Annotated in this window: 27 protein-coding genes; 20 read left to right on the top strand and 7 right to left on the bottom strand. The window is 70.1% G+C overall.

Going from position 1 to position 23,890, the window contains the following annotated elements:
- Positions 1-5 precede the first annotated feature (5 nt).
- The 3 genes from ACWD3H_RS18200 to ACWD3H_RS18190 form a co-directional block, all read right to left on the bottom strand.
- Positions 6-230, bottom strand: a complete 225-nt coding sequence (locus tag ACWD3H_RS18200) for an FmdB family zinc ribbon protein (protein ID WP_355554701.1) — start codon at positions 228-230, stop codon at positions 6-8.
- Positions 231-335: 105 nt separating this feature from the next.
- A complete protein-coding gene (locus ACWD3H_RS18195) occupies positions 336-1,157 on the bottom strand; it encodes a GNAT family N-acetyltransferase (protein WP_355554703.1) in 822 nt (273 codons plus the stop codon).
- A gap of 89 nt (positions 1,158-1,246) precedes the next feature.
- Positions 1,247-1,756 (bottom strand): HNH endonuclease, encoded by a 510-nt coding sequence (locus ACWD3H_RS18190; RefSeq protein ID WP_030917850.1) that lies wholly within the window; start codon positions 1,754-1,756, stop codon positions 1,247-1,249.
- Positions 1,757-2,074: 318 nt separating this feature from the next.
- Between ACWD3H_RS18190 and ACWD3H_RS18185 the strand changes: the two genes are divergently transcribed.
- From ACWD3H_RS18185 to ACWD3H_RS18175, 3 genes are all read left to right on the top strand, one after another.
- Positions 2,075-4,147: a prolyl oligopeptidase family serine peptidase gene (locus ACWD3H_RS18185; protein WP_451955778.1), complete on the top strand. Its 2,073-nt coding sequence runs from the start codon at positions 2,075-2,077 to the stop codon at positions 4,145-4,147.
- 85 nt (positions 4,148-4,232) lie between these two features.
- Entirely contained in the window at positions 4,233-5,039 is an 807-nt protein-coding gene (locus ACWD3H_RS18180; protein ID WP_451955777.1) for a helix-turn-helix domain-containing protein, read from the top strand.
- A gap of 74 nt (positions 5,040-5,113) precedes the next feature.
- Positions 5,114-5,461, top strand: a complete 348-nt coding sequence (locus ACWD3H_RS18175; RefSeq protein WP_451955776.1) for a VOC family protein — start codon at positions 5,114-5,116, stop codon at positions 5,459-5,461.
- A 17-nt stretch (positions 5,462-5,478) separates the two neighbouring features.
- On the opposite strand, the gene hypF is transcribed toward ACWD3H_RS18175, so the two are convergent.
- On the bottom strand, positions 5,479-7,785 hold the full coding sequence (gene hypF, locus ACWD3H_RS18170; protein ID WP_451955775.1) for a carbamoyltransferase HypF: 2,307 nt from the start codon (positions 7,783-7,785) through the stop codon (positions 5,479-5,481).
- Positions 7,786-7,954: 169 nt separating this feature from the next.
- Here hypF and ACWD3H_RS18165 point away from each other — a divergent pair, with 169 nt between their 5' ends.
- The 16 genes from ACWD3H_RS18165 (at position 7,955) to ACWD3H_RS18090 (ending at position 19,858) form a co-directional block, all read left to right on the top strand.
- Entirely contained in the window at positions 7,955-8,611 is a 657-nt protein-coding gene (locus ACWD3H_RS18165) for an SIS domain-containing protein (protein WP_451955774.1), read from the top strand.
- On the top strand, positions 8,608-8,856 hold the full coding sequence (locus tag ACWD3H_RS18160) for a HypC/HybG/HupF family hydrogenase formation chaperone (RefSeq protein ID WP_355563265.1): 249 nt from the start codon (positions 8,608-8,610) through the stop codon (positions 8,854-8,856). The genes ACWD3H_RS18165 and ACWD3H_RS18160 overlap by 4 nt, the downstream gene beginning before the upstream one ends.
- A complete protein-coding gene (locus ACWD3H_RS18155; protein WP_451955773.1) occupies positions 8,843-9,568 on the top strand; it encodes a D-sedoheptulose-7-phosphate isomerase in 726 nt (241 codons plus the stop codon). The genes ACWD3H_RS18160 and ACWD3H_RS18155 overlap by 14 nt, the downstream gene beginning before the upstream one ends.
- Positions 9,569-9,633: 65 nt before the next feature.
- On the top strand, positions 9,634-10,710 hold the full coding sequence (locus ACWD3H_RS18150) for an NADH-quinone oxidoreductase subunit B family protein (RefSeq protein ID WP_350921599.1): 1,077 nt from the start codon (positions 9,634-9,636) through the stop codon (positions 10,708-10,710).
- A gap of 1 nt (position 10,711) precedes the next feature.
- The gene (locus tag ACWD3H_RS18145; RefSeq protein ID WP_451955772.1) at positions 10,712-12,493 is read left to right on the top strand and encodes a nickel-dependent hydrogenase large subunit; all 1,782 of its coding nucleotides are present in this window, start codon (positions 10,712-10,714) and stop codon (positions 12,491-12,493) included.
- A gap of 57 nt (positions 12,494-12,550) precedes the next feature.
- Complete coding sequence (locus ACWD3H_RS18140; RefSeq protein WP_355563274.1) at positions 12,551-13,141, top strand: NifU family protein; 591 nt, start codon at positions 12,551-12,553, stop codon at positions 13,139-13,141.
- Positions 13,138-13,812: a DUF5947 family protein gene (locus ACWD3H_RS18135; protein WP_451955771.1), complete on the top strand. Its 675-nt coding sequence runs from the start codon at positions 13,138-13,140 to the stop codon at positions 13,810-13,812. The genes ACWD3H_RS18140 and ACWD3H_RS18135 overlap by 4 nt, the downstream gene beginning before the upstream one ends.
- Complete coding sequence (locus ACWD3H_RS18130) at positions 13,805-14,437, top strand: DUF6084 family protein (RefSeq protein ID WP_451955770.1); 633 nt, start codon at positions 13,805-13,807, stop codon at positions 14,435-14,437. Before ACWD3H_RS18135 ends, ACWD3H_RS18130 begins: the two co-directional genes overlap by 8 nt.
- Entirely contained in the window at positions 14,434-15,906 is a 1,473-nt protein-coding gene (locus ACWD3H_RS18125) for a hypothetical protein (protein ID WP_451955769.1), read from the top strand. Before ACWD3H_RS18130 ends, ACWD3H_RS18125 begins: the two co-directional genes overlap by 4 nt.
- A complete protein-coding gene (locus ACWD3H_RS18120) occupies positions 15,903-16,406 on the top strand; it encodes a hydrogenase maturation protease (RefSeq protein WP_451955768.1) in 504 nt (167 codons plus the stop codon). Before ACWD3H_RS18125 ends, ACWD3H_RS18120 begins: the two co-directional genes overlap by 4 nt.
- A complete protein-coding gene (locus ACWD3H_RS18115) occupies positions 16,400-16,504 on the top strand; it encodes a DUF6893 family small protein (protein WP_451955767.1) in 105 nt (34 codons plus the stop codon). The genes ACWD3H_RS18120 and ACWD3H_RS18115 overlap by 7 nt, the downstream gene beginning before the upstream one ends.
- Before the next feature lie 46 nt (positions 16,505-16,550).
- Positions 16,551-16,943, top strand: coding sequence for a hydrogenase maturation nickel metallochaperone HypA/HybF (locus ACWD3H_RS18110; RefSeq protein ID WP_355563289.1), 393 nt, complete (start codon positions 16,551-16,553; stop codon positions 16,941-16,943).
- A complete protein-coding gene (locus ACWD3H_RS18105; RefSeq protein ID WP_350921581.1) occupies positions 16,918-17,169 on the top strand; it encodes a HypC/HybG/HupF family hydrogenase formation chaperone in 252 nt (83 codons plus the stop codon). Before ACWD3H_RS18110 ends, ACWD3H_RS18105 begins: the two co-directional genes overlap by 26 nt.
- 6 nt (positions 17,170-17,175) lie before the next feature.
- On the top strand, positions 17,176-18,303 hold the full coding sequence (gene hypD / locus ACWD3H_RS18100; RefSeq protein ID WP_350921578.1) for a hydrogenase formation protein HypD: 1,128 nt from the start codon (positions 17,176-17,178) through the stop codon (positions 18,301-18,303).
- Positions 18,300-19,439, top strand: coding sequence for a hydrogenase expression/formation protein HypE (gene hypE, locus ACWD3H_RS18095; protein WP_451955766.1), 1,140 nt, complete (start codon positions 18,300-18,302; stop codon positions 19,437-19,439). The genes hypD and hypE overlap by 4 nt, the downstream gene beginning before the upstream one ends.
- A 29-nt stretch (positions 19,440-19,468) precedes the next feature.
- Positions 19,469-19,858, top strand: a complete 390-nt coding sequence (locus ACWD3H_RS18090) for a hypothetical protein (RefSeq protein ID WP_451955765.1) — start codon at positions 19,469-19,471, stop codon at positions 19,856-19,858.
- A gap of 200 nt (positions 19,859-20,058) precedes the next feature.
- Here ACWD3H_RS18090 and purU read toward each other — a convergent pair whose 3' ends face one another.
- Positions 20,059-20,913, bottom strand: coding sequence for a formyltetrahydrofolate deformylase (gene purU / locus ACWD3H_RS18085; protein WP_343983517.1), 855 nt, complete (start codon positions 20,911-20,913; stop codon positions 20,059-20,061).
- Positions 20,914-21,078: 165 nt separating this feature from the next.
- On the opposite strand from purU, the gene ACWD3H_RS18080 reads away from it, so the two are divergent.
- Complete coding sequence (locus ACWD3H_RS18080; RefSeq protein WP_350921569.1) at positions 21,079-21,537, top strand: NUDIX hydrolase; 459 nt, start codon at positions 21,079-21,081, stop codon at positions 21,535-21,537.
- A 274-nt stretch (positions 21,538-21,811) separates the two neighbouring features.
- On the opposite strand, the gene ACWD3H_RS18075 is transcribed toward ACWD3H_RS18080, so the two are convergent.
- Complete coding sequence (locus ACWD3H_RS18075) at positions 21,812-22,306, bottom strand: GNAT family N-acetyltransferase (protein ID WP_350921566.1); 495 nt, start codon at positions 22,304-22,306, stop codon at positions 21,812-21,814.
- The gene (locus ACWD3H_RS18070) at positions 22,303-23,874 is read right to left on the bottom strand and encodes an XRE family transcriptional regulator (protein WP_433363749.1); all 1,572 of its coding nucleotides are present in this window, start codon (positions 23,872-23,874) and stop codon (positions 22,303-22,305) included. The genes ACWD3H_RS18075 and ACWD3H_RS18070 overlap by 4 nt, the downstream gene beginning before the upstream one ends.
- Positions 23,875-23,890: the final 16 nt, after the last annotated feature.

The raw sequence follows: 23,890 nt of genomic DNA, 5'->3' as shown, positions 1-23,890 counted from the left end.
TGTGGTCAGCCGCAGCAGCCGCCGCCGCAACACCCGCCACCGCCGCCGCCGGAGGGCCGGGGCGCGGCCGAGGAACTCGCGGAGCCGCCGGTCACCGCGACGGTGGACAGCAGCTTGACCGTGTCGTCGTGGCCGTCGGGGCAGAGCGCCGGCTCACCGGAGCGTGCCATCGGACGGGAGATCTCAAAGGTGGACCCGCAGGCGCGGCAGCGGAAGTCGTATCGGGGCATGACGCCAAGGTTACCCGGCTCGCTCGCCGCACACCCGTGCCGCCGGCGTCCTGTCTCTTCGCGCGAGGCCTCCCCGGGCGGGCGGGAAACGTGCGCCGAGAAAGGTCAGGCGAAGGTGATGGAGGCGTAGTCGGCCACCGGCCGGTAGCCGATCGCCTGGTAGATCGAGTTGGACGTGGGGTTGGACAGGTCCGTGAAGAGCAGCACCTCCTCGGCGCCCTCGGTGAGCACCTTGGCGCTCACCGCGTGCGAGAGCGCGGTGCCGTAGCCCTTCCGGCGAAACTCCGCGGGCGTGTAGACGGGGCCGACCCGGGACATCCCGCCGATGGGCGAGGAGGCCCCGGCGAACGCGACGGGCCGCCCGCCCGCCTCCCACACGAGCAGTTCCCGTCTGGCGATCCGGCTGGCCACCAGCGGGGTCAGGTCGACAGGGCCGACGGCCTCGGCCTCGGCCTGGAACTCCTCGCCCCACCGGACCAGGAGATCGAGGTCGTCGGCGACGGCCACACGCGAGGCCCCTTGCGGAGCGGGGTCCGGGCCAAGCAGCACGTCGAGCCGGTAGAGGCGTTCCGCGCGGCGCTTGGCCTCGGGTCGCCACCAGGAGGCGGCGAACGCCTCGGCCAGCGGGAGCGGCCCGGTCACGCCGGGGATCGCCCTCTCCTTCTCGATCAGGTCGGTGGCGAGGCCGAGCACGGTGTCGGCGGGGATATCGGGGAGCAGCAGGGGGTGCGGAGGCGTCTGGATCGCGGTCGCCACGATCCGGTCGTCGCGCTCCAGCCTGCCCAGCAGCACGTCATCGCCCCACAGACCGCTCCGTACGGCGCGCAGGACCGTGAGAGGGACGGTGTTGCGGACCGGATCCCGCAGCAGCCACGGCTCCGCCATCCCCGCGTATGCCTCGATGTCGGAGGTGAAGGTCCATGTCATGACCATGATTGTGCCTATCGGGGATCACCGGCGCCAACGGGCATGCCGCCGTGCTCGCGCCGTGCGGCGCGAGCACGGCGGCGCCGTTCTCAGGCCGCGCTCTCCGCGAGGTAGGGCGCCCACTGGGGGTCGCCGACGATGTGCGCGCCGATCAACCGCCAGTGGACGCCGCGTGGCACCACCGGGGCGACGCTGAGCGTCCACCCCAGTTCCTCCAGCATGCGATCGGCCTTGCGGTGGTTGCACGTCGTGCACGACGCGACGCAGTTCTCCCAGGTGTGGGGGCCACCTCGCGAGCGCGGGATGACATGGTCGATGGTCTCGGCCCGCTGGCCGCAGTAGGCGCATCGGTAGTCGTCCCGACGCATCAACGCGGTTCGGGTCAGCGGAATCCGCGACCGGTAGGGAATCCGGACATATCTTCGAAGCCTGATCACCGAAGGAACGTCGAGCGTGCGGCTCGCCGAGCGGAACACGGCGCCCCGCCCGTCACGGTGCACGACGTCCGCCTTCTCCCTGAGCACGAGCACGACGGCCCGGTGCAGGGACAGGGTGGTCAGGGGTTCGTAGGTGGCGTTCAAGAGCAGGACCTGGCGCATCAGCGGGCCTCTCCCGCCGCAGGACGTGTCAGTTGAGGGGGCACGCCACCGCGTGCCCCGGCTGGCGGCCCCTCCTGGGGCCCGGGCGCTTCCGTCACGAGGACCTCCGCCGGACGGCCCAGCGGATGCTCACCACGGCACCGTCCTTCACCAAGTTTGGCTTCTGCGTCGCGGTTCCCGCCACCCATAAATGACTGGAGAGAAACCTGATACGTTTTATGCCCGCATTACTAGTTCTTAACTCCTCCTGCCGCAGATCAGATACGCCCGTCGCGCAATGCCCGCGTTCTGCCCTGCCGAGGTCGTAGGGTTCCTGCCATGACGCGACAGCCATATCCTCCAGCCAGCCGTGTTGAGCTCGTCGAGGAGCTCCACGGAGTGCCTGTTTCCGACCCCTACCGCTGGCTGGAGGATTCGGACGATCCGGCGACGAAGGACTGGCTGGTGGGGCAGGAGAGGCTGCTGGAGACCGAGCTGGACATCCTCCCCGGGCGCGAGGGTTTCAAGGCGCGGATCACGGAGCTGCTCAGGTCCGGTTCGGTCGGCGCGCCGACGTGGCGCGGGGAGCGGCGGTTCTTCATGAGGCGCACCCCGGAGCAGGAGCACGCCGTGCTCTACACCGTCGATCCCGGCGGCACCGAGCGGGCGCTGCTCGACCCGATGGCGCTCGACTCGACCGGGCTGACCACCCTCGACTCCTGGCAGCCCGACAAGGAGGGCCGCCTGCTCGCCTACCAGGTCTCGGTGGGCGGCGACGAGGAGTCGAGCCTCTACCTGATGGACGTCGCGTTCGGCGACCGCATCGAGGGACCGATCGACCGGTGCCGCTACTCCCCCGTGGCGTGGCTGCCCGGCGGCGAGGCCTTCTACTACGTGCGCAGACTGCCCGCCACCGAGGTGCCCGAGGGGGAGGAGCAGTTCCACCGCCGGGTCTACCTGCACAGGGTCGGCACCTCCACCGAGGAGGATGTCCTGATCTTCGGTGAGGGCCTGGAGAAGACCAACTACTACGGCGTGGCGGTCTCCCGCGACGGCCGCTGGCTGCAGATCTCCGCCTCCCGCGGCACGGCGCCGCGCAACGACCTGTGGGTGGCCGACCTGGAGACCTCCTCCCCCTCCTCCCCCGACCTGGTCGTCGTCCAGCAGGACGTCGACGCCCAGACGGCCCTGCACTTCGGCCGCGACGGCCGCCTGTACGTCTTCACGGACCGCGACGCCCCGCGCGCCCGTGTCTGCGTGACCGACCCGTCCGACCCTCGGTTCGAGAACTGGCGTGACCTCATCCCGCAGGACCCCGAGGCCGTGCTGACGGACTTCGCGATCCTCGACGAGCTCGACCGGCCGGTCATGCTCGTCGGCTGGACCCGCCACGCGATCAGCGAGATCTCGGTACACGACCTGGCCACCGGTGAGCGCGTCGGAGATGTGCCGACGCCCGGCCTGGGCACCATCGGCGGCATCAGCGAGCGCCCGGAGGGCGGTCACGAGGCGTGGTTCGGCTACACCGACAACACCACGCCGCCGAGCATCCAGCGCTACGACGCCCGCACCGGCGAGACGACGCTCTGGGCGGCCTCCCCCGGTGCCGTCGAGGTGCCCGCCGTCAACACCGAGCAGGTGACCTACCGCTCCGCCGACGGCAGCGAGGTCCACATGCTGGTGATCTCCCGCCCCGGCACCGAGGGCCCGCGCCCCACGGTCCTGTACGGCTACGGCGGTTTCGGGCTCTCGATGACCCCCGGCTACTCGGCGTCCATCCTGAGCTGGGTCGAGGCGGGCGGCACGTACGCCATCGCCCAGCTGCGCGGCGGCGGCGAGCAGGGCGAGGAGTGGCACCGGGCCGGGATGCTCTCCCACAAGCAGAACGTCTTCGACGACCTGCACGCGGCGGCCGAGTACCTGATCGCCACCGGCGTGACCACGTCCTCGCAACTGGCCATCTCCGGCGGCTCGAACGGCGGCCTCCTGGTCGGCGCGGCCCTGACCCAGCGCCCGGAGCTGTACGCCGCGGTGGTCTGCTCGGCGCCGCTGCTCGACATGATCCGCTACGAGCTGTTCGGCCTGGGCGCGACGTGGAACGTCGAGTACGGCTCCGCCGAGAAGCCCGACGAGTTCGCCTGGCTGCACTCCTACTCCCCCTACCACCATGTGCGCGAGGGGGAGTGCTACCCGGCGACGTTGTTCACGGTCTTCCAGTCCGACACCCGGGTCCATCCGCTGCACGCCTGGAAGATGTGCGCGGCCCTGCAGCACGCCCAGGCCTGTGACCGGCCGATCCTGCTCCGCAACGAGATCGAGGCCGGCCACGGGGCCCGTTCGGTGAGCAAGACCATCGAGCTCGCCGCCGACCAGCTGACCTTCCTCGCCTACCACACCGGGCTGACCTCCTGAAAAGCGGAGAGGGCACCTCCTGGGGCGTCCTCTCCCAGCACGGCCGCGACGCCGGATTGTCGTGGGCGGCGGTTATGGTCGGGGGGTGAACGACGCAGCGGTGGCCGAGGGCCTGACCTTCGTCGAGGGCGAGCCCGGCGCCTTCCTTCGGTCGTACGTCACGCACCTGTCGGCCTACACCGAGCGTTACGCCGAGCCCGTGCCCCGGCGGCAACCGCCGTTCGCCGGTGTCGTGATGATCTTCGGTTTCGGCGCGCCGCTCGCGCTGAGCGGGCCGCGGGGAGGCCGGCGGCTGGCGTCGTTCGCGGGCGGCCTGCACGACACCTACGTCGACACCACCACGGCCGGAACCGCCGAGGGGGTGCAGGTCAACCTCACACCGCTCGGGGCCAGACGGCTGCTCGGGGTGCCCATGCGGGAGCTGACCAACCGGGTGGTGTCGCTGGAGGAGGTGCTCGGGCCGTGGGCCACGACCACGGTCGAGCGGTTGGCACAGGCTTCCGGCCGGGCCGCCCGGCTCGCGCTGCTGGACGAGGCGCTCAGCGAGCGGATCGACTCCGCGCCGGTCCCCGACCGCCGCGTCGGCTGGGCGTGGAGCCGCCTGGTCGCCACCCGTGGCGCGGTGTCCGTGGCCTCGATGGCCGCCGAGCTGGGGTGGAGCCACCGGCATCTGGTCTCCCGCTTCCACGACCAGGTCGGGCTGGCGCCGAAGGCCGCGGCCAGGGTGCTGCGCTTCGAGCACGCCACCGGCCGGCTGAGGTCCGGCATGTCCCTGGCCGACACCGCGGCCGTCTGCGGCTACTACGACCAGGCCCACATGAACCGCGACTTCAGGGCCATGGCCGGGGTCACCCCCCGCGAGCTGGCCGCGCCGCCGCGCACCCCCGGATGATCAGGTCAGATTTTTCCAAGCCCGGCCCCTCCCGCCGGTGACATCGTGGTGGTCACCGAACAGGAGGAGGAAACATGCGAACCGTGTATCCGCTGGTCCGCTACCACGACCCCGCCAAGGCCGTCGACTGGCTGGTCCAGGCATTCGGATTCGAGGTTCACGAGCTCGTCACGGCCGACGACGGGGGCGTCGGCCATGGTGAGCTGATCGTCGGCACCGGAATGATCATGACTGGTAGGGGCGAGCCCGGCGGCCCGGGGATCTACATCGCCGTGGACGACCCCGACGCCCACCACGACAGGGCCGTCGCGGCCGGAGCCGAGGTCACCAGCGGGCTGGCCGACAAGGACTACGGCTCGCGCGATTACGCCTGCAAGGACCCGGAGGGCAACCTCTGGTACTTCGGGACGTACCGGCCCTGACTCCGCGGCGTCCCTGGTCAGGACCCGGGGCGGGGACGGCCCAGGACGTCGCGCGCCGCCGCCACGGCGGCCTGGCCGAAGCTGATGCCGCCGTCGTTGGGGGGTACGGCGCGGTGGGTCAGGACCCGGAAGCCGCCGAACCCGAGGGCGCCGGCGAGGCGGTCAAGCAACAGGCGGTTCTGGAAGACCCCGCCGGACAGGGCGACCGTGCCGATCCCGGTGCCCTCGCGGATCCTGGCGCACGCCGCGGCGGTGACGGCGGCGAGCCCGTTGTGGAAGCGGGCGGAGACGAGCGCCGGGACCACCCCGGCGCGGGTCTCCTCGACGACCGCACGGACCAGATCCGCGACCTGGATCGTCACGAGCGACCCCTCGTCGAGGATCCGCGCCGGATAGGCGCCGCCCTCGGCGGGGTCGGCCCGCTGCTCCAGGGCGATCGCGGCCTGTCCCTCGTATCCGGCGGTGTCGCGGAGCCCGAGGATCGCCGCCACCGCGTCGAACAGGCGACCTGCGCTGGAGGTGAGCGGGGAGTTCGTCCCCGCTCTGGCCACGGCGAGCACCTCGTCCCAGCGTGTGCCGTGGCGCGTCCTGACCGGCAGGTCCTCGGGGAGCGCGGCACCGTACGCCGCGTCCAGGTGGGCGGCCGCCATCCGCCAGGGCTGCCTGATGGCCGCGGTACCGCCGGGCATCGGCACCGGCGCCAGGCGGCCGGCACGGGTGAAGCCGACGAGGTCGGCCACCAGGAGCTCGCCACCCCAGATCGTGCCGTCGGTGCCGTAACCGAGACCGTCGAAGGCCACCCCGATGACCGGGCCGCTCTCGGCGTTGTCGGCCAGGCAGGAGGCGATGTGCGCGTGGTGGTGCTGCACCCCGGTCAGGTCCACCGACTCCAGATCGAGGGCGTACTTGGTGGACAGGTACTCGGGATGGAGGTCGTGCGCGACGAGACCGGGGGTGATGCCGAGCAGGCGCCCGAGGTGTTCGATCCCCTCCGTGAAGGAGCGCAGCGTCTCGTAGTTCTCCAGGTCGCCCATGTGCTGGGAGACGAAGGCGTACCCCCGCCTCGCGAGGCAGAACGTGCTCTTCAGCTCGGCACCGCAGGCGAGCACGGGCCGCCGGGCGGGCGGTGAGAGCCGCAGTGGCTCCGGGGCGTATCCCCGGGACCTGCGCAGCGGTAGCGCCCGCCCTCGCGCGACGAGGACCACGGAGTCGTCGGCACGGATGTGGATCGGCCGGTCGTGGGTCAGGAAGGCGTCCGCGATCCCGGCGAGCCTGACGAGCGCGTCGCCGTCGCGGTGGGCGATGGGCTCATCGGAAAGGTTCCCGCTGGTGAGCACGTACGGCCGGGTGAACTCGGCGGCGAGCAGATGGTGCACCGGCGTGTACGGCAGCATGAGGCCGAGGGTGCGGTCGCCCGGCGCCACGGCTCCGGCCGGCGCGGCACCGGAGCGGCGGGGCAGCAGCACGATCGGACGCCGCGGGCCGGTGAGCAGCCGCTCGCTCTCGTCGTCCAGTTCGCAGAGCGCGTGGGCGGCGCGCAGGTCGGGAACCATGATCGCGAACGGTCTGTCCTCGCGGCGCTTGCGAGCGCGGAGGGTCCTGGCGGCCTCCTCGTCCGCCGCGTCGACCGCCAGGTGGTACCCGCCGAGCCCCTTGACCGCCAGGACGCCGCCCGCCCGCAACACCTCCGCCGCCGCCACGATCGGATCGTCACCGCCGCCGCGGGGAGCGCCGCCGTCCAGCAGGCGCAGGACCGGACCGCAGGCCGGGCAGCAGATCGGCTGGGCGTGGAACCTGCGGTCCGACGGGTCGAGATACTCCCTCTCGCACTCCCCGCACATGGCGAATCCGGCCATCGTGGTGGCGGGCCGGTCGTAGGGGAGGTCTCGGATGATGGTGAACCTCGGCCCGCAGTTGGTGCAGTTGACGAAAGGGTGGCGGTATCGCCGGTCGGCGGGGTCGAACAGCTCGCCCAGACAGTCATCACATGTCGCGACATCAGGTGAGATAAGAGTGACCCGCTGATCTCCGTCCCGGCTGGCCGCGATGCGGAATCCGCGCTCTCCACGCGCCGGTATCGCGGTGGCCGTCATGCGGTGGATCGCCGCCAGCGGCGGGGCCTGACCTCGCAGGTCCTCCTGGAACCGCGCGACGTCGCCGGGCACCCCCTCGGCCTCGATGAAAACGCCGTGGCCGTCGTTGCCCACCCATCCCGACAGCTCCAGCCGCCGGGCCAGGGAGTGGACATGGGGGCGGAAGCCCACCCCCTGCACGATCCCCTCGACCCTGATCCTGACGCGGACCCGCGCCCGCCCCGTGCCCATCCCGCCATCCTTCCCGCGCCCGGCGGGAACGCCTCAGGGCTCGCATGATCTGGACGGGAAGGTTACGTCGATGATCAGAGCTTTGCCGTTGATTGTCGAGCCAAGGGTGTCGGCCCTGAAACGGCCAACCGTAACGTAGCGACTACCGTGAAAAATACGGAGCGTTGACATGCCTGTCACACCGAGTACCCAAGCACCGTCCGCCGTCACCCCGGTCACGGAGGCGGAGGTCATCGCGGCCTTCGCGCGGCGGGAGCACGCCGGGCGCGCCCTGGCGGGAGACGTGGAGCGCATCGCGCGTGCCGCCCGGGCCATGGCCGCCAGGTTCCACCTCGGCGGCAAGCTGATCGTTTTCGGCGACGGCGGCGCGGGCTCGGACGCGGCACACGTCGCGGTCGAGTTCATGCACCCGGTCATCGTGGGCAAGAGGGCGCTCGCGGCGGTGGCACTGAGCAACGACGCGACGACGGCCGGCCGGGACGGCGAGGTCGGCGGGGACGCCGCCGAGGTCTTCGCCCACCAGGTGCGCCACTGGGCGGACGCCTCCGACATAGCCCTGGGAATCTCCCGTGACGACCGGTGCGTGAGCGTCCCGCGAGGCTTGCGGACCGCTGGGGAACTGGGCCTGCTGACCATCGCCCTGACCGGCGGCGCAGGCCGTGGGGACGGGCACGGAGGCGAGGTGGCCGACCACGTCCTGGTCGCCGCGTCCGACGACCCTGCCGTGGTCAAGGAGGTCCACGTCACCGCCTACCACCTGCTGTGGGAGCTGGTCCATGTGTTCTTCGACCGGCTCGGCCCACCCGCGCAAGGGGCGTCCAGGTGAACGGGCCCGAGGACTGTACCGCCGGTGTCTGCATCACCTGCTCCGACCAGGCACTGCCGGTGCGGGTGGTCAGGCTGCTGGAGGGAGAGCTGGCGATCGTCGACGCCGGCGGGGTCCTCGAAGAGGTGAGCGTGGCACTGATCGACCCGGCGGTGGGCGACACCGTCCTCGTACACGCCAGGGAGGCCATCGCCGTGATCGCGCACGGGAACGAAGGGCGGGGAGACGACGATGAGCACGCTTGACGGAACGCCCGCGGAGGGCACCCGAGGGCTGTACCCCTTCCTCGACGAGTACGAGCACGAGCACGTGGACCAGATTCCGGACACGGCGGAGGCGGAGACCGAGGCCAGGCGGTCGGCGGTGGAGAAGACCGGCGAGATCGTGCGGCTGCGCCGGTGGGTGGGTGCGGAGTCGGCGGCGGAGCTGGCGGCGTGCGCCGGGGAGATGGCGGCGAGGTTCGCCTCCGGCGGCCGGCTGTTCAGCTTCGGCAACGGCGGGAGCAGCACCGACGCCCAGGAGGTCGCCGCCGCCTTCCTGCACCCCCACCGCGGCCCGGCCCTGCCCGCGCTCTCCCTGACCGGTGACGTCGCCGTGGTCACCGCGCTCTCCAACGACGTCGGGTTCGAGGTGGTCTTCTCCAGGCAGCTCGCGGCGCTTGGCCAGCCTGGGGACATCGCCGTCGGCCTGTCCACGAGTGGCGGCTCCGCCAACGTCGTCCGGGCGTTCGAGGAGGCGGCCCGCCGGGACATGCTCACCGTCGGGCTGGCCGGCGGAGGGGGCGGCAGGCTGACCGAACTGTCCGAGCTGGGCGTTCTGGCCCACCTGTTCGTCGTCCCCTCCTCCTCGGTGCACCGGATCCAGGAGGCGCAGACCACCCTCTACCACGTCCTGTGGGAGCTCACCCAGCACGCGCTCGGACCGGCACCGATCCCGCGGGCGCACGACCCCGGCTGAGAGCCGGCGTTCCCCCTCCCCCTTCACGTTCCACAGAAGACATCCACCAGGAGTGGGGAGACGTCATGGCAGCGCCGACAGACGCGGCAAGTAGCAGCTCTCCGGAGCAGCAGGAACCGACCGTCCACATACTGTGGATCAACGCCGGGATGAGTTGCGACGGTGACTCCGTCGCGCTCACCGCGGCGACGCAGCCGAGCATCGAGGAGATCGTGCTCGGCGCGCTTCCCGGGCTCCCCAAGGTGGCCGTGCACTGGCCTCTGATCGACTTCGAGTCCGGGCCGATGCAGGGCGCGGACGTCTTCATCGAGTGGTTCTTCAAGGCCTACCGCGGCGAACTGGATCCGTTCGTGCTGGTCGTCGAGGGCTCGATCCCGAACGAGGCGATCAAGCAGGAGGGTTACTGGTGCGGTTTCGGCAACAACCCCGACACCGGCCAGCCCATGACGACCAGCGAGTGGCTGGACCGGCTCGCCCCCAAGGCGACCGCGATCGTGTGCGCGGGCACCTGCTCGGCGTACGGCGGCATCCACGCGATGGCCGGGAACCCGACGGGGGCGATGGGCGTCGCCGACTACCTGGGCTGGGACTGGAGGTCCAAGGCGGGCCTGCCGATCGTCAACGTGCCCGGCTGCCCGATCCAGCCGGACAACCTCTCCGAGACGCTCCTCTACCTGCTCTACCAGGTCGCCGGGCAGGCGCCGATGATCCCGCTGGACGAGGCGCTGCGGCCGACGTGGCTGTTCGGCCAGACCGTCCACGAGGGCTGCGACCGCGGCGGCTACTACGAGCAGGGCCAGTTCGCCACCGAGTACGGCTCGCCGAAGTGCCTGGTGAAGATCGGCTGCTGGGGGCCGGTCGTCCGGTGCAACGTCCCCAAGCGCGGCTGGATGAACGGGATCGGCGGCTGCCCGAACGTGGGAGGCATCTGCATCGCCTGCACGATGCCGGGCTTCCCCGACAAGTTCATGCCGTTCATGGACGAGCCTCCCGGCGCCCTCATCTCCTCGACGGTGAGCGGCGCGTACGGGACGGTCATCCGGACCCTGCGCGGCATCACCTCCAAGACCGTCGAGAAGGAACCGAAATGGCGCCACAAGGGGCGCGAGCTGCTGACCGGCTACAAGGCGCCCTGGAGCTGACATGACGACATCGGAGCAGAACCCGGAACTCGTGGAGATGGCCTGGGACCCCATCACCAGGATCGTCGGGAGCCTCGGCATCTACTGCAAGATCGATTTCAAGAACCGGCAGGTCGCCGAGTGCTACAGCACCTCGTCGATCTTCCGCGGCTACAGCATCTTCATGAAGGGCAAGGACCCGCGCGACGCCCACTTCATCACCAGCCGCATCTGCGGGATCTGCGGCGACAACCACGCGACCTGCTCGGTCTACGCGCAGAACATGGCCTACGGGGTGCGGCCTCCGGCCCTGGGCGAGTGGATCGTCAACCTCGGCGAGGCCGCCGAGTACATGTTCGACCACAACATCTACCAGGAGAACCTGGTGGGGGTCGACTACTGCGAGAAGATGGTCCGCGAGACCAACCCCGGCGTGCTGGCGATGGCCGAGCGCACCGAGGCGCCGCACGCGGGCGATCACGGCTACCGGACCATCGCCGACATCATGCGCTCGCTGAACCCACTGGAGGGCGAGTTCTACCGCGAGGCGCTGGCGGTGAGCCGCACCACCCGGGAGATGTTCTGCCTCATGGAGGGCAGGCACGTGCACCCCTCCACGCTCTACCCCGGCGGGGTCGGCACGGTCGCGACGGTGCAGTTGTTCACCGACTACCTGACCCGGCTGATGCGCTACGTGGAGTTCATGAAGCGGGTCGTGCCCATGCACGACGACCTGTTCGACTTCTTCTACCAGGCGCTGCCCGGCTACGAGGAGGTCGGCCGCAGGCGCGTGCTGCTGGGGTGCTGGGGAAGCTTCCAGAACCCCGCGCACTGCGACTACAGCTACCTCAACATGAGCGACTGGGGTCGCGAGATGTTCGTCACGCCGGGAGTGATCGTCGACGGCAGGCTCGTCACCAACGACCTGGTCGACATCAACCTCGGCATCCGGATCCTGCTGGGCAGCTCCTACTACGACGACTGGCAGGGGCAGGAGCCGTTCGTCACCCACGACCCGCTGGGCAACCCGGTCGACATCCGGCACCCGTGGAACCAGCACACCATTCCGCACCCACAGAAACGCGACTTCAGCGACAAGTACAGCTGGGTCATGTCGCCCCGCTGGTTCGACGGGGAGAACACGCTCGCGCTCGACACCGGCGGCGGCCCCATCGCCAGGCTCTGGGCGACGGCGCTGGCCGGCAAGGTCGACATCGGCTATGTCAGGTCCACCGGTCACAGCGTGGAGATCAACCTGCCACGGACGGCGCTGAAACCGGAGAAGACGTTCGAGTGGAAGATCCCCGAGTACAAAGGCCAGCCGCTGTCCAACGCCCTGGAGCGCAACCGGGCCCGCACCTACTTCCAGGCCTACGCGGCGGCGTGCGCGCTGTACTTCGTCGAGCAGGGCCTGGCCGAGGTGCGCGCGGGCCACACCCAGACCTGGGCGCCGTTCACGGTTCCCGACGAGACGATCAGCTGCGGCTTCACCGAGGCCGTGCGGGGCGTGCTGTCCCACCACATGGTGATCAGGGACGGGAAGATCGCCAACTACCACCCGTATCCACCGACACCCTGGAACGCCAGCGTCCGCGACGTACACGGCACGCCGGGACCCTACGAGGACGCGGTGCAGAACACACCGATCTTCGAGGAGAACCCGCCCGCGGACTTCAAGGGCATCGACATCATGCGCACCGTACGGAGCTTCGATCCGTGCCTGCCGTGCGGGGTGCACATGTACCTCGGCGGCGGCGAGGAGCTCCGCAGGCTGCACACCCCGCACGCCTTCGACACCACCTGATCCAGCGGCCGCCGGGGGGCCGACCGTTCCCCGGCACCGGGAAGGGGGCCTGGGCAGATGCCGCAAGCCCATGACATCCGGGTGACCGGCGATCGCGTCGAGGCGCTGATCGCCGACCTCGGCACGCTGAGCGACGCCGTGACCCGCGCCAAGGCCGAGGACCTGGTACGGGCCCTCGTCGAGCTGTACGGCGCCGGTCTGGAGCGCGTCGTCGAGATCGTCACCGAGACCGAGGCGGCCGAGGTGCTGCGCCGCCTGGTCGGCGACCCGCTCGTGTCCGGCCTGCTGGTGCTGCACGACCTGCACCCGCTGAGCACGGCCGAGCGCGTTCGCGAGGCGCTGGACGGCGTACGGCCCTATCTGGGGTCGCACGAGGGCGGCGTGGAACTGCTCGGCGTGGGCGAGGACGGGATCGTGCGGCTCCGCCTGGAGGGCACCTGCCACGGCTGCCCGTCCTCGCGGCTCACCGTGACCGACGCCATCGAGCGGGCCATCGGCCAGGCCGCTCCCGAGGTGTCCGGGGTGGAGGTCGAGGGGGTGACCGACGACCGCTCGGAACTGTTGCAGATCCAGCGCCGCGCGCCCGGCCCGTGCCCGGTGCCGGAGCGGACGCCTGCGCCGGAACCGGTCTCGGGGCCGGTGTCGTGACGGCCACCGGGCTGCGCAGGTTCCGCGAGCCGCCCAGAAGGGGCGGTCCGCCGGTGCCGCTCTGCGAGCTGTGCGCGGAGCCTGCCGGCGAGGACCACGGCCACGTCGTGAACGTCGAGACCCGGGGACTGCTGTGCGCCTGCCGGGCCTGCCACCTGCTGTTCAGCCACGGCACGGGGGGCCGGGCACGCTACCGGGCCATCCCTCGACGCTACCTTCACGACCCGCGGTTCCCGCTGAGCTCGGCCGACTGGGACGAGATGCAGATCCCGGTCCGCACGGCGTTCTTCTTCCACAACTCCGTACTGGGCAGGACGGTCGCGTTCTACCCGAGCCCGGCGGGCGCCACCGAGTCGCTGCTGCCGCTGGAGACGTGGGAACGCGTCCTGACGGCCAACCCGGCGATGGCCGACGTCCAGCCCGATGTGGAGGCGCTCCTGGTGGACCGCCGCCCCGACGGCGGCTTCGCCTGCCACCTGGTGCCGATCGACACCTGCTACGAGCTGGTCGGCCTGGTGCGGTTGCACTGGAAGGGCTTCGACGGCGGCCAGGAGGCGCGGGAGGCCATGGAGGGCTTCTTCGCCGACCTGCGCGGCCGCAGTCGCACCGTACCGCCCACGCCCGAGGCGTCCGGTACTTCTCGGCCAAGGGGCTGTGACGGCCGTGGCTGAGCTCGCGTTCGACTGCGTGGGCGTCCGGGCGGAGGCGTACGCCGCCTTCCCGACGCTCGTCTTCCGGCTGCGCGTCACCGACCCCTCCCCCGACGGGGTGCACACCATCGCGCTCCGCTGCCAGATCCGGGTGGAGCCGCATCTGAGGCGCTACGGCGATGCCGAGGCGGAGCTGCTCGGCGACCTGTTCGGTGACCCGGCCCGGTGGGGCGACACGCTGAAGCCCCTGCAGTTCGCCAACGTCTCGGTCATGGTCCCGGCGTTCACCGGAAGTACCGAGGTCGACCTGCCGGTGCCCTGCGGCTACGACCTGGAGGTGGCCGCGGGCAGGTACTTCGCCGCGCTGGACGAGGGCGAGATCCCGATGCTCATGCTCTTCAGCGGGACCGTGTTCGCCAGGACGCCGGGCGGCTTCTCGGTGAGCCAGGTGCCCTGGCACCACGAGGCCCGCTGCCGGCTGCCGGTGGCGGTGTGGCGGGAGCTCATGGACCGCTACTTCCCGGATTCCGGGTGGCTGCGGCTGCGGCGCGACACGCTTCGGGAACTCAGCCGCTTCAAGTCCACCCGCGCCCTGGCCACCTGGGACGAGACCCTGGAACTACTGCTCAAGGAGGCGCGACGATGAGCGTGCCGATGGACATCGCCCGGCGGGTGGCGGACGCGGTGCTGTACGAGGGCTACCTGCTCTATCCCTACCGCGCCTCGGCGGCCAAGAACCAGGTGCGCTGGCAGTTCGGGGTACTCGTCCCGCCGGGGTTCACCGCGACCGCCGAGCACCCGGCCAGCGTGACCGAATGCCTCCTGGAGGGGGCCACATACGCCGTGGCGCACCTGAGCCTGCGCTTCCTCCACCTCAGAACGCGCAGCGTCGAGCGCGCCGAGGACGACGGCTACTGGCCGGTCCAGCAGCTGCGGAACGGCCAGCGGACCTACCTCAGCTTCGACGAGGCGACCGAGCGGGAGGTGGAGACGGTGCTCCCCATCGCCGGCCTGCTCGACGCCCCCGAGCGGGTGATCGAGGTACGGATTCCCGGGGACCGCGTGATCGAGCCGATCGTGGCATCGTCCGGAGAGGTCGTGGGGCGCGTCGTCTCCGAACACCTGCCGCTCCACGCCGAGCTCAGGGTCTCCGCCGAACTGGTGCCCGGCCCCTACGACCTGGTCAAGCTGCGCGCCCGGGTGGCGAACACCGACGACTGGAAACCGCTGGGCGCGCCACGCGAGCAGGCGCTGCGGCACTCGCTGATCTCGGCGCACCTGCTCATCGCGGTGACCGCCGGGGCCTTCGTCTCCCTGCTCGACCCGCCGGAATGGGCACGGCCGGCCGTGGAGACCTGCCGCAACGAGCACACCTGGCCCGTACTCGTGGGCGAGCCCGGTCACCGGGACGTGATGCTCTCCTCGCCGATCATTCTCTACGACCACCCGGACATCGCTCCGGAGAGCCCCGGCACCCTGTTCGACTCCACGGAGATCGACGAGATGCTCCACCTCCGCACACTCACCCTCACCGACGAGGAGACGCGGGAGGCTCGGGCGACCGACCCCCGGGTGGCCGAGCTCATCGACATGGTCAGCGGCATGCCGCCCGAGCTGGTGGAGCGGCTGCACGGCGCGATCCGCTCGGTGGACGCGACCACGGACCCGCGGCCCGGTGAGCCTCCGCGGCAGGAGGGGGACTTCCAGAACCGGCCGGAGGTTCCCACGCCCTGGTGGGACCCCGCGGGCGATGCCACGGTCTCGCCGGAGACCGACAGCGTGACGGTCTGCGGGGTGGCCGTCTCCAGGGGCAGCAGGGTCCGGCTGGTTCCCGGCAGGCGGCGCGCCGACGCCCATGACATGTTCCTGGCCGGCAGGACCGCACGCGTCGAGGCGGTGCTCATCGATCTCGACGGCGCCCACCACCTGGCCGTCACCCTCGACGAGGACCCGGGCGCCGACCTGCACCGATCACACGGCCGCTTCCTCTACTTCGCCCCCGACGAGGTCGAGCCGCTCCCGGACGACTCGCTCACCGGCGGCTCGGCCCCGGGTGGGCCGGCCTCGGGCGGGCCGGCCTCGGAGGGATCGCTCGACGGGGAGGCCGGCGCATGAGGATCCTGGTGGCCGGTGTGGGGAACGTCTTCCTCGGCGACGACGGCTTCGGGGTCGCGGTGGCCAGGCACCTGGCGGACATCGACCTGCCCGACGAGATCGAGCTGCGGGATTTCGGCATCCGGGGAATCCACCTGGCCTACGAGCTGACCGGCGGCGGGTACGACAGCACGATCCTCATCGACGCGGTATCCCGCGACGGCCCGCCCGGCACCCTGTACGTCCTCGAACCGGCGGCGGGCGAGAGGCCGGGCTCCTTCGCCGACGCGCACTCGATGACACCCGAGACCGTGCTGTCGCTGGTGAACACGCTCGGTGGCGGAGCAGGCCGCGTCCTGCTCGTCGGCTGCCAGCCCGCCGACACCTCGCCGGGCATGGAGCTCAGCGCGCCGGTCGCGGACGCCGTCGGCAGGGCGGCGGACCTGGTCGTCGAGCTGGCCGGGCAACAGATCGCGATGGCACTCGCCACCGCGGGTCACGAGGAGGAACGAACATGCTGAAACGCCTTCTGGCCGGGTCGGTGCTGGCGGGAGCGGCCGTACTGCTCTACCTGACACTTCCCGATATCAAGCGCTATCTGAGGATGCGCAGCATGTGACACATCCAGCCACTGGGACATCGAGCTCGAACGAGAGGGAACAGCCGTGCACGAATTCGGGATCGCCGAGGCGATCCTCACCGCTGTGGAGAAACGGGCGGACGGCAGGAGGGTGCGGCGGGCGCGAGTGCACGCCGGTGCCCTGCTCCGCGTCACCGAACCGGTGATCAACCAGGCGTTCTCCGCGATCGCCGACGGGTCCGTGGCCGAGGGCGCCCAGGTGGACCTGGTCATCGTCCCGGTGCGGATGACCTGCCGCTCCTGCGGGAGCACGTCCACCTCCGTCGACCCCTTCGCCGTCTGCGCGGGGTGCGGCGGCACCGATATCGACACCGAGGGCGGCGACGACCTCGTCCTCGAATCCATCCAGATGGCGGAGGCCGCTCATGTGCCTGGGAATTCCCGGGGAGATCGTGGAGATCCTGTCCGACCGTCCTGATCTGGCCATGGTCGACGTCAGCGGCGTCAAGCGCGCCATCAACATCGGCCTGCTGGAGGGCGAGTTCGTGGTACCCGGCGACTGGATCCTCATCCACGTCGGGTTCGCGCTGTCGAAGATCGACGAGGTGGAGGCCAGGGCCGCGCTCGACTTCCTGGAGAGCATCGGCCAGGCGTACGAGGACGAGATCGCGGCCCTCCGAGAATCCATGATCGAAGAAGGGTGAGGGTTGATGCGTTTCGTCGACGAGTACCGCGACGCGGAGAAGGCCCGGATGCTCGCCGCGCGGATCGCCGCACTCTGCGAGCCGGGCCGCGACTACAAGTTCATGGAGGTGTGCGGCGGGCACACCCACACGATCTACAAGCACGGCCTGGAGGACTACCTGCCCGAGGCCGTCACGCTGGTGCACGGCCCCGGCTGCCCGGTCTGCGTCATCCCCATGGGACGGATGGACGACGCCATCCACATCGCCGAGCAGCCAGATGTGATCATGACGTCGTTCGGCGACATGATGCGGGTACCCGGCGGAAACGGCTCCTTCCTCGACGCCAAGGCGCGGGGCGCCGACATCCGGCTGGTCTACTCCCCGCTGGACGCGCTGAAGATCGCCCGGCAGAACCCCGGCAGGCGCGTGGTCTTCATGGCCATCGGGTTCGAGACCACGGCGCCCTCGACGGCGATGACCGTCCTGCGCGCCGAGGCCGAGGGGATCGAGAACTTTTCGATCTTCTGCAACCACGTGACGATCATCCCCGCGATCAAGGCGATCCTGGACTCCCCCGACCTGCGTCTGGACGGGTTCATCGGCCCCGGCCACGTCTCCACCGTGATCGGCTGCCGGCCGTACGGGTTCATCTCGCGTGGCTACGGCAAGCCCTTGGTGGTGGCCGGTTTCGAGCCGCTGGACCTGTTGCACACGGTCTACCGCCTCCTCGCGCAACTGGCCGAGGGACGCTCCGAGGTGGAGAACCAGTACTCCCGGGTGGTCCCGTGGGACGGTAACCCAAAGGCTCTGCACGTCATCAACCAGGTGATGGAGCTGCGACCGTACTTTGAGTGGCGCGGGCTGGGGTTCATCTCCCAGTCGGCCCTCAGGGTCACCGAACGGTACGCCGCCTTCGACGCCGAGCGGATCTTCCAGATTCCCGGCGGGCGGGTGGCCGACCCGAAGGCGTGCCAGTGCGGCGAGGTGCTCAAGGGAGTGCTCAAGCCCTGGGAGTGCAAGGTGTTCGGCACCGCGTGCACCCCGGAGACACCGATCGGCACGTGCATGGTCTCGTCCGAGGGCGCCTGCGCGGCGTACTACAACTTCGGCCGGTTCTCGCGCGAGCGCGTCAGGGAGGCGACCCGGAGGTGAACGACGGGGAGGGTCACACCGGGGAGCAGCGGGTCCTGGAACGGACGAGAGAGGCGGGCGGCCCGGACACATCCGACCGGGAGCGGCAGGTCCTGGACCGGATCGAGCGGGTGCGGCGCCGCAAGGCGCGCGTCCGGGAGGACCGCATCACCCTGGCGCACGGCGCGGGCGGCAAGGCCACACACACCCTGATCGAGGCGGTGTTCCTGGAATCGTTCCGCAACCCGATGCTGGAGCCCCTGGAGGACGGCGCGGTCGCCGACGGGCTCGCCTTCACCACCGACTCGTTCGTGGTGACGCCGCTGTTCTTCCCCGGGGGCGACATCGGCGACCTCGCGGTGAACGGCACGGTCAACGACCTGGCCATGTGCGGGGCCCGCCCCCGCTACCTGTCGGCCGGATTCATCCTGGAAGAGGGCTTCCCCGTCGCCGACCTGCGACGCATCACCGCCTCGATGGCCCAGGCGGCGCGGGCGGCGGGTGTGTGGATCGTCACCGGCGACACCAAGGTCGTGCAGCGGGGCAAGGCCGACGGCTGCTACGTGACCACCTCCGGCATCGGGACGCTGGAGCGGCCCATCCGGCTGAGCGCCGCCGCCGCGCGGCCGGGTGACGCGGTCATCGTGTCCGGGCCGATCGGCGAGCACGGGATCACCGTCATGCTGGCCCGGGGAGAGCTCGACATCGAAGCCGACCTGCGCTCCGACACCGCACCGCTCAACGCCCTCACCGACCTGCTGCTGGACGCCTGCGAGGACGGCGCGGTGCGGTGCCTGCGCGACGCGACCCGCGGCGGGGTGGCGACGATCGTCAACGAGATAGCCGGTGCCTCGCAGGTCGCCGTCGTGCTTGACGAGGAGGCCGTACCGGTCCGCCCGGCGGTGCGAGGGGCGTGCGAGTTGCTGGGGATCGACCCGCTCTACGTCGCCTGCGAGGGCCGGATGGTCGCGGTGGTGGCCGGGGAGTTCGCCGACGCGGCACTGGCCGCCCTCCGCTCCCACCCGCTCGGCTCCGAGGCGGCGATCATCGGACGGATCAACGACGACCCGCCGGGGCTGGTCCTGCTGAGGACCTCCTTCGGGGGCACCCGGATCGTCGACCTGCTGGTCGGCGACCCGCTACCGAGAATCTGCTGAACACCAGCGAATCCATGAGGTTTCACGACATGAGCAAGAAAAACAAACCCGAACACCCGAGCGGGCAGAACAAGGACACGTCTGGGGAGCGCGGCCGCTCCCCCGGCGTGAGCCACGCGAGCGAGGAGGTGGTGCGATCCGGCAACCTGGCCTTCGGACACCCGCCGGACGACAGGGGGCCCGGGCGCCTGGTCTCCGACGAGGAACGCGAGGGCGTCCCCGCCACCGACACCGAGGCCCGGTCCGCCCGCGGTGTCGGCGCCGGCGAGCAGCGCGGCGCCGAGGAGATCGCCGCCCGCAAAGGCGAGAAGGGCCGCGAGAAGGTCGGCACCGACGAGAAGGGACGCCCCTACGGCGTCTCCCATCCCGAGGACGCCACCGGGGTCAACCCCCAGAAAACCACGAAGGACAAGCCCTAGCCATGACTCCTCCGCTCCCCGGTGGGAGCGGCCTCTCGCCCACCTCGGCCGAGGTGGGCGACGGCCAGGCCCTGACCGTTTCGAACCCGGAAACCACGGCAGGAGGCGATTCGCCTGCCGGGTAAGCCCGGCAGCCCCCTCGCTCGCGCGTGCTCTGGCCGGGCCGGCCGTCGACCCGGCGAGGGCTCGCGGTCACCGCGCTAGCGAGGGAAGACGATCGTCTTGTGGCCGTCGAGCAGGACGCGCTGCTCGGTGTGCCAGCGGACGGCGCGGGCCAGGGCCTGGCACTCGACGTCACGGCCGATGGCGGCGAGGTCGTCCGCGGAGTGGGTGTGGTTGACCCGGGCGACCTCCTGCTCGATGATCGGCCCTTCGTCGAGGTCGGCGGTCACGTAGTGCGCGGTCGCGCCGATCAGCTTCACGCCGCGGGAGTGCGCCTGGTGGTAGGGCTTGGCGCCCTTGAACGACGGCAGGAACGAGTGGTGGATATTGATCACGTTGCCCGCGAGCTTGACGCAGAGGTCCTCGGAGAGCACCTGCATGTAGCGGGCGAGCACCACCAGGTCGGCCCGGTAGTGATCGACGAGGGTCAGCACCTCCGCCTCCTGCCTGGCCTTGGTCTCGGGAGTGACCGGCAGGTGGTGGTAGTCGATGCCGTACGACTGGGTCAGCGGCCGCAGATCCGGATGGTTGGAGACGACCGCGACGATCTCGATGTCGAGCAGGCCCGAACGCGTCCGGTAGAGCAGGTCGTTCAGGCAGTGGCCGAACTTGCTGACCATCACCAGCACGCGCGGCTTGACGGACGCCTCCCGCAGCTTGAAATCCATGCCGAACTCGGGGGCGAGCGCCGCGAAGGCCTCGCGCAGTTCCCCGTCGGGCAGCGGAGAGGCGAACTGCACCCGCATGAAGAACCGCTCGGTCACGGCATCACCGAACTGCTGGCTCTCGATGATGTTGCAGCCCCGTCCGGCCAGGAGACCGGAGACCGCCGCCACCACGCCAGGACGGTCCGGGCAGGACAGCGTCAACACAAACTCGGCCCTGGAACTCATGCCTTCACCCTTGAGCTGGAGAGGTCGGATCGTAAGGTACTTCCACCTGACCTGGGCAGAGTACAGCGAATCCCGGCGCCACACCCAGTCGCTCGGCACGCGGCGAGCCAGGAGGTACGGAGAGCCGCCCGGCCCCGGATCCGGCGGTGATAGCGTCCCTGATCTATGAACGCCCCTCAGCCGAACGACCGCCCCGCCGCCCGGGTGATCTGTGTGGACTCCTTGGGCCGGGTGCTTCTCATGCACTGGCGTGACACCGTCAGCGGCCAGAGCCTGTGGGAGCCGCCGGGCGGCGGCATTGACCCGGGCGAGACCCCCCTTGACGCGGCACGGCGGGAGCTGACGGAGGAGACGGGCCTGCCCGGCGAGGCGGTCATGGACCACTGGGTGCCGGTACGTCGCGATTTCCACTGGCTCGGCGTCCACTACGCCAAGACCGAACGGTTCTACCTGGCCAGGTTCGAGAGTACTCCCGAGGTGGGCCCGGGGTCGTTCAGCGCCGAAGAGAACACCACCTACCTAGGCTCCGGCTGGTTCTCAACGGAGGAGATGGCCGACCTGCCTGACCACCTGGAGCCCCCGGACCTGCCGGAGGTCGTCTCCCGCGTCACCCGACTGGGGTGAGCCGGCCATCGAGCACGCCCGGGAATCCCGTGCGGCACGGCCCTCGATCTCGAAGATCGAGGGCCGCGGTCGGCAGGGAACGATTCTTCCGAGCGGGGAGAATCTCACCCCTTGTGGATGGCGCCGGCAATGCCACCGAGCCTGGACACGCCAAATTTGTGAACAATGATCTTTTTCATCGCACTCACCCGAGGACGGCGATAGCCACGAAGAACAAGTATTCGGATATTTCCGAAATTGGCAATGCCAAATAGCAAATTGGTCTAAATTCGAGTCACTGCATTAGTGTGGACATAGCGACTATTAGCTCTTTTTCTCCATAAACCACCACAGACCCCCCTCGCTCTTCCCTGCGGATCTCGCGCCACCCGAACTTGCGATAGAGCTCCATCGCCGCGGGCTGGCTCAGAGTGGTATCCCCACGGAGCCTTACGTAGCCGAGTTCAATCGCCCGCGTCTCCAGCGCGACGACCATCTGGGCACCGAACCCGCGACGCTGGAACTCCGGATGAACCCGCATGCGGCACATCTCGGCGGTCTGATCGTCAACACGACGGAGCCCGCCCATCGTGACGATACGTCCGTCAGGCGTCTCACCCACGAGGAACTCTCCCCGATCGGCGAGGTAGATCTCGTGGATCCTGGGGAAGTCGTCCTCGTAGTAGACGCCGTCTCCCGGCGCGAGACCGACCTGGGCGAGACATATCTGGTGGAGCGCCCAGACGGATTCGATGTCGGACCAGCGATAACGCCGAAGCCTCGGCCTCAACTGCCACCCCCGTCGGCCACCGCGTCGTCCGTCCACGCGCTGCGACCGCGCAGCGATTCCAGGTAGACCTTGAGCTTGGGATGCCCGGGAGCCTTCACCTCGGCCTGCCTGCCCACCTCGTGGGCGCGCTGCATGAGGATGTCGGGCCTGCACGCCTCGTCGAGACCCGAGATCGTACTCTGGGCGATCTCCAGCGCCTCGTCCACATCGCCCTCAAGGATCTTGCACTGGGCACGGTCGAACTTGATGAAGGTCGGGTCGAGCCAGTCGGTCGGGCCGTACTTGGTGAGCGCCTGTTCCAGGATGAGGTCGGCCTCCATCGCCTGCCCGAGCTTGACCAGCGCGTCTCCCTGGTGAAAGTAGAGCTGGCGCTCGGTGTAACCGAAGGTCGCGTCGTCCTGGTCCGCGGCGGTCATCTGGGAGAAGGCCGCCCTGGCCCGGGACAGCGCCCGCTTCGCCTGATCGACCACGTCCTTCTTGCCCGCGCCCGACATCATCGCCAGTGCACGGGCCTCGACCACCGGGGCCATGGCCTGGGCCGCGCAGGGCGTCTGCCCTGCCAGGTCCCGGCTCTTCTTCGCGAGGTTGAGCGCCTCACGCGGGTCACCGTAGTAGAGCGGGACCAGAGCCTCCCTGGCCGTGACCCACGCCCGCAGCGCGCGGTCGCCGGTCTCGTCCGCGGCGGTCCTGCCGGTCCTGAAGAAGGATCGGGCGAGCCTGTGGTCGCCGAGATTGACCATGATCATGCCGCTCAGGCCGGCCAGCTGGGCCGCCATGCGGCACAACCGTTCCTGCAGGTCGACCGGCTGGCGCCGTTCCATGGCCTTGCGCACCGCGCTGAACTCCAGCATCACGTCGCACAGCAGCCTGAGCGGGGGAGTGTTCATGTACTGGCGGCCGAAGCCGATGGTGGATTCCTCCCACTGGTCGAGCATCGCGGGCGAGACGGTGGCCGAAACCAGCGTGTCGTCCATCCTTCTGCGGATGCTCTCCACCGATCCAAGCACCTGTCCGTCCAGCACGATGCCGCTGCCGGCCAGGAGTTGTAAGAGTGTCCTCCGTAACACGTTCTCGTCCTCCTCGCCCCCGTCCGCGGAAAGGTCCAAACCGATCGGCTGGATCAACAGCTCGCGCGGATCAGGGGATGTGTCGGGTCTTCCGTCCTGGAGATCGCCTCGGACGACACCGGGCATCCTGTGGCCGTGGCCGCAGATGCACGGGCCGTCGTACCCGAGGGAGGCCGGCTCGACTCGGTAGGCGGAGCACAGGTAGTGCAGATACTCGGGACCGGGCCGCTTCAGCCCGCTCTCGTACGCGGACAGGAGCGTCTCACCGATGCCGGGGGCCGACTTGCCGTCGCGTTCGAACAGCGCCCGTATCTGTTCGATGACGTCCGCGAGGGCGACACCATGTGCCAGGCGGTGACCTTTAACCCGTGTAGTCCCAAATTGTGAATTGCATTTCTCGTAGATTTCCTCGGCTATCTGCGCCGAGGACTTCCCGGCGGCCAGGCCACGGGCCCGGACCTGCCGTGCTAGTTCTGTCTCCCTGTGCTGCCTGCCGGACATACCGGCCCCTCTCTCG

The sequence above is a fragment of the Streptosporangium sp. NPDC002607 genome (assembly GCF_053592655.1).
Note: the sequence above shows the minus strand (reverse complement) of the source record. Positions and strands in the feature narration are given on the sequence as shown.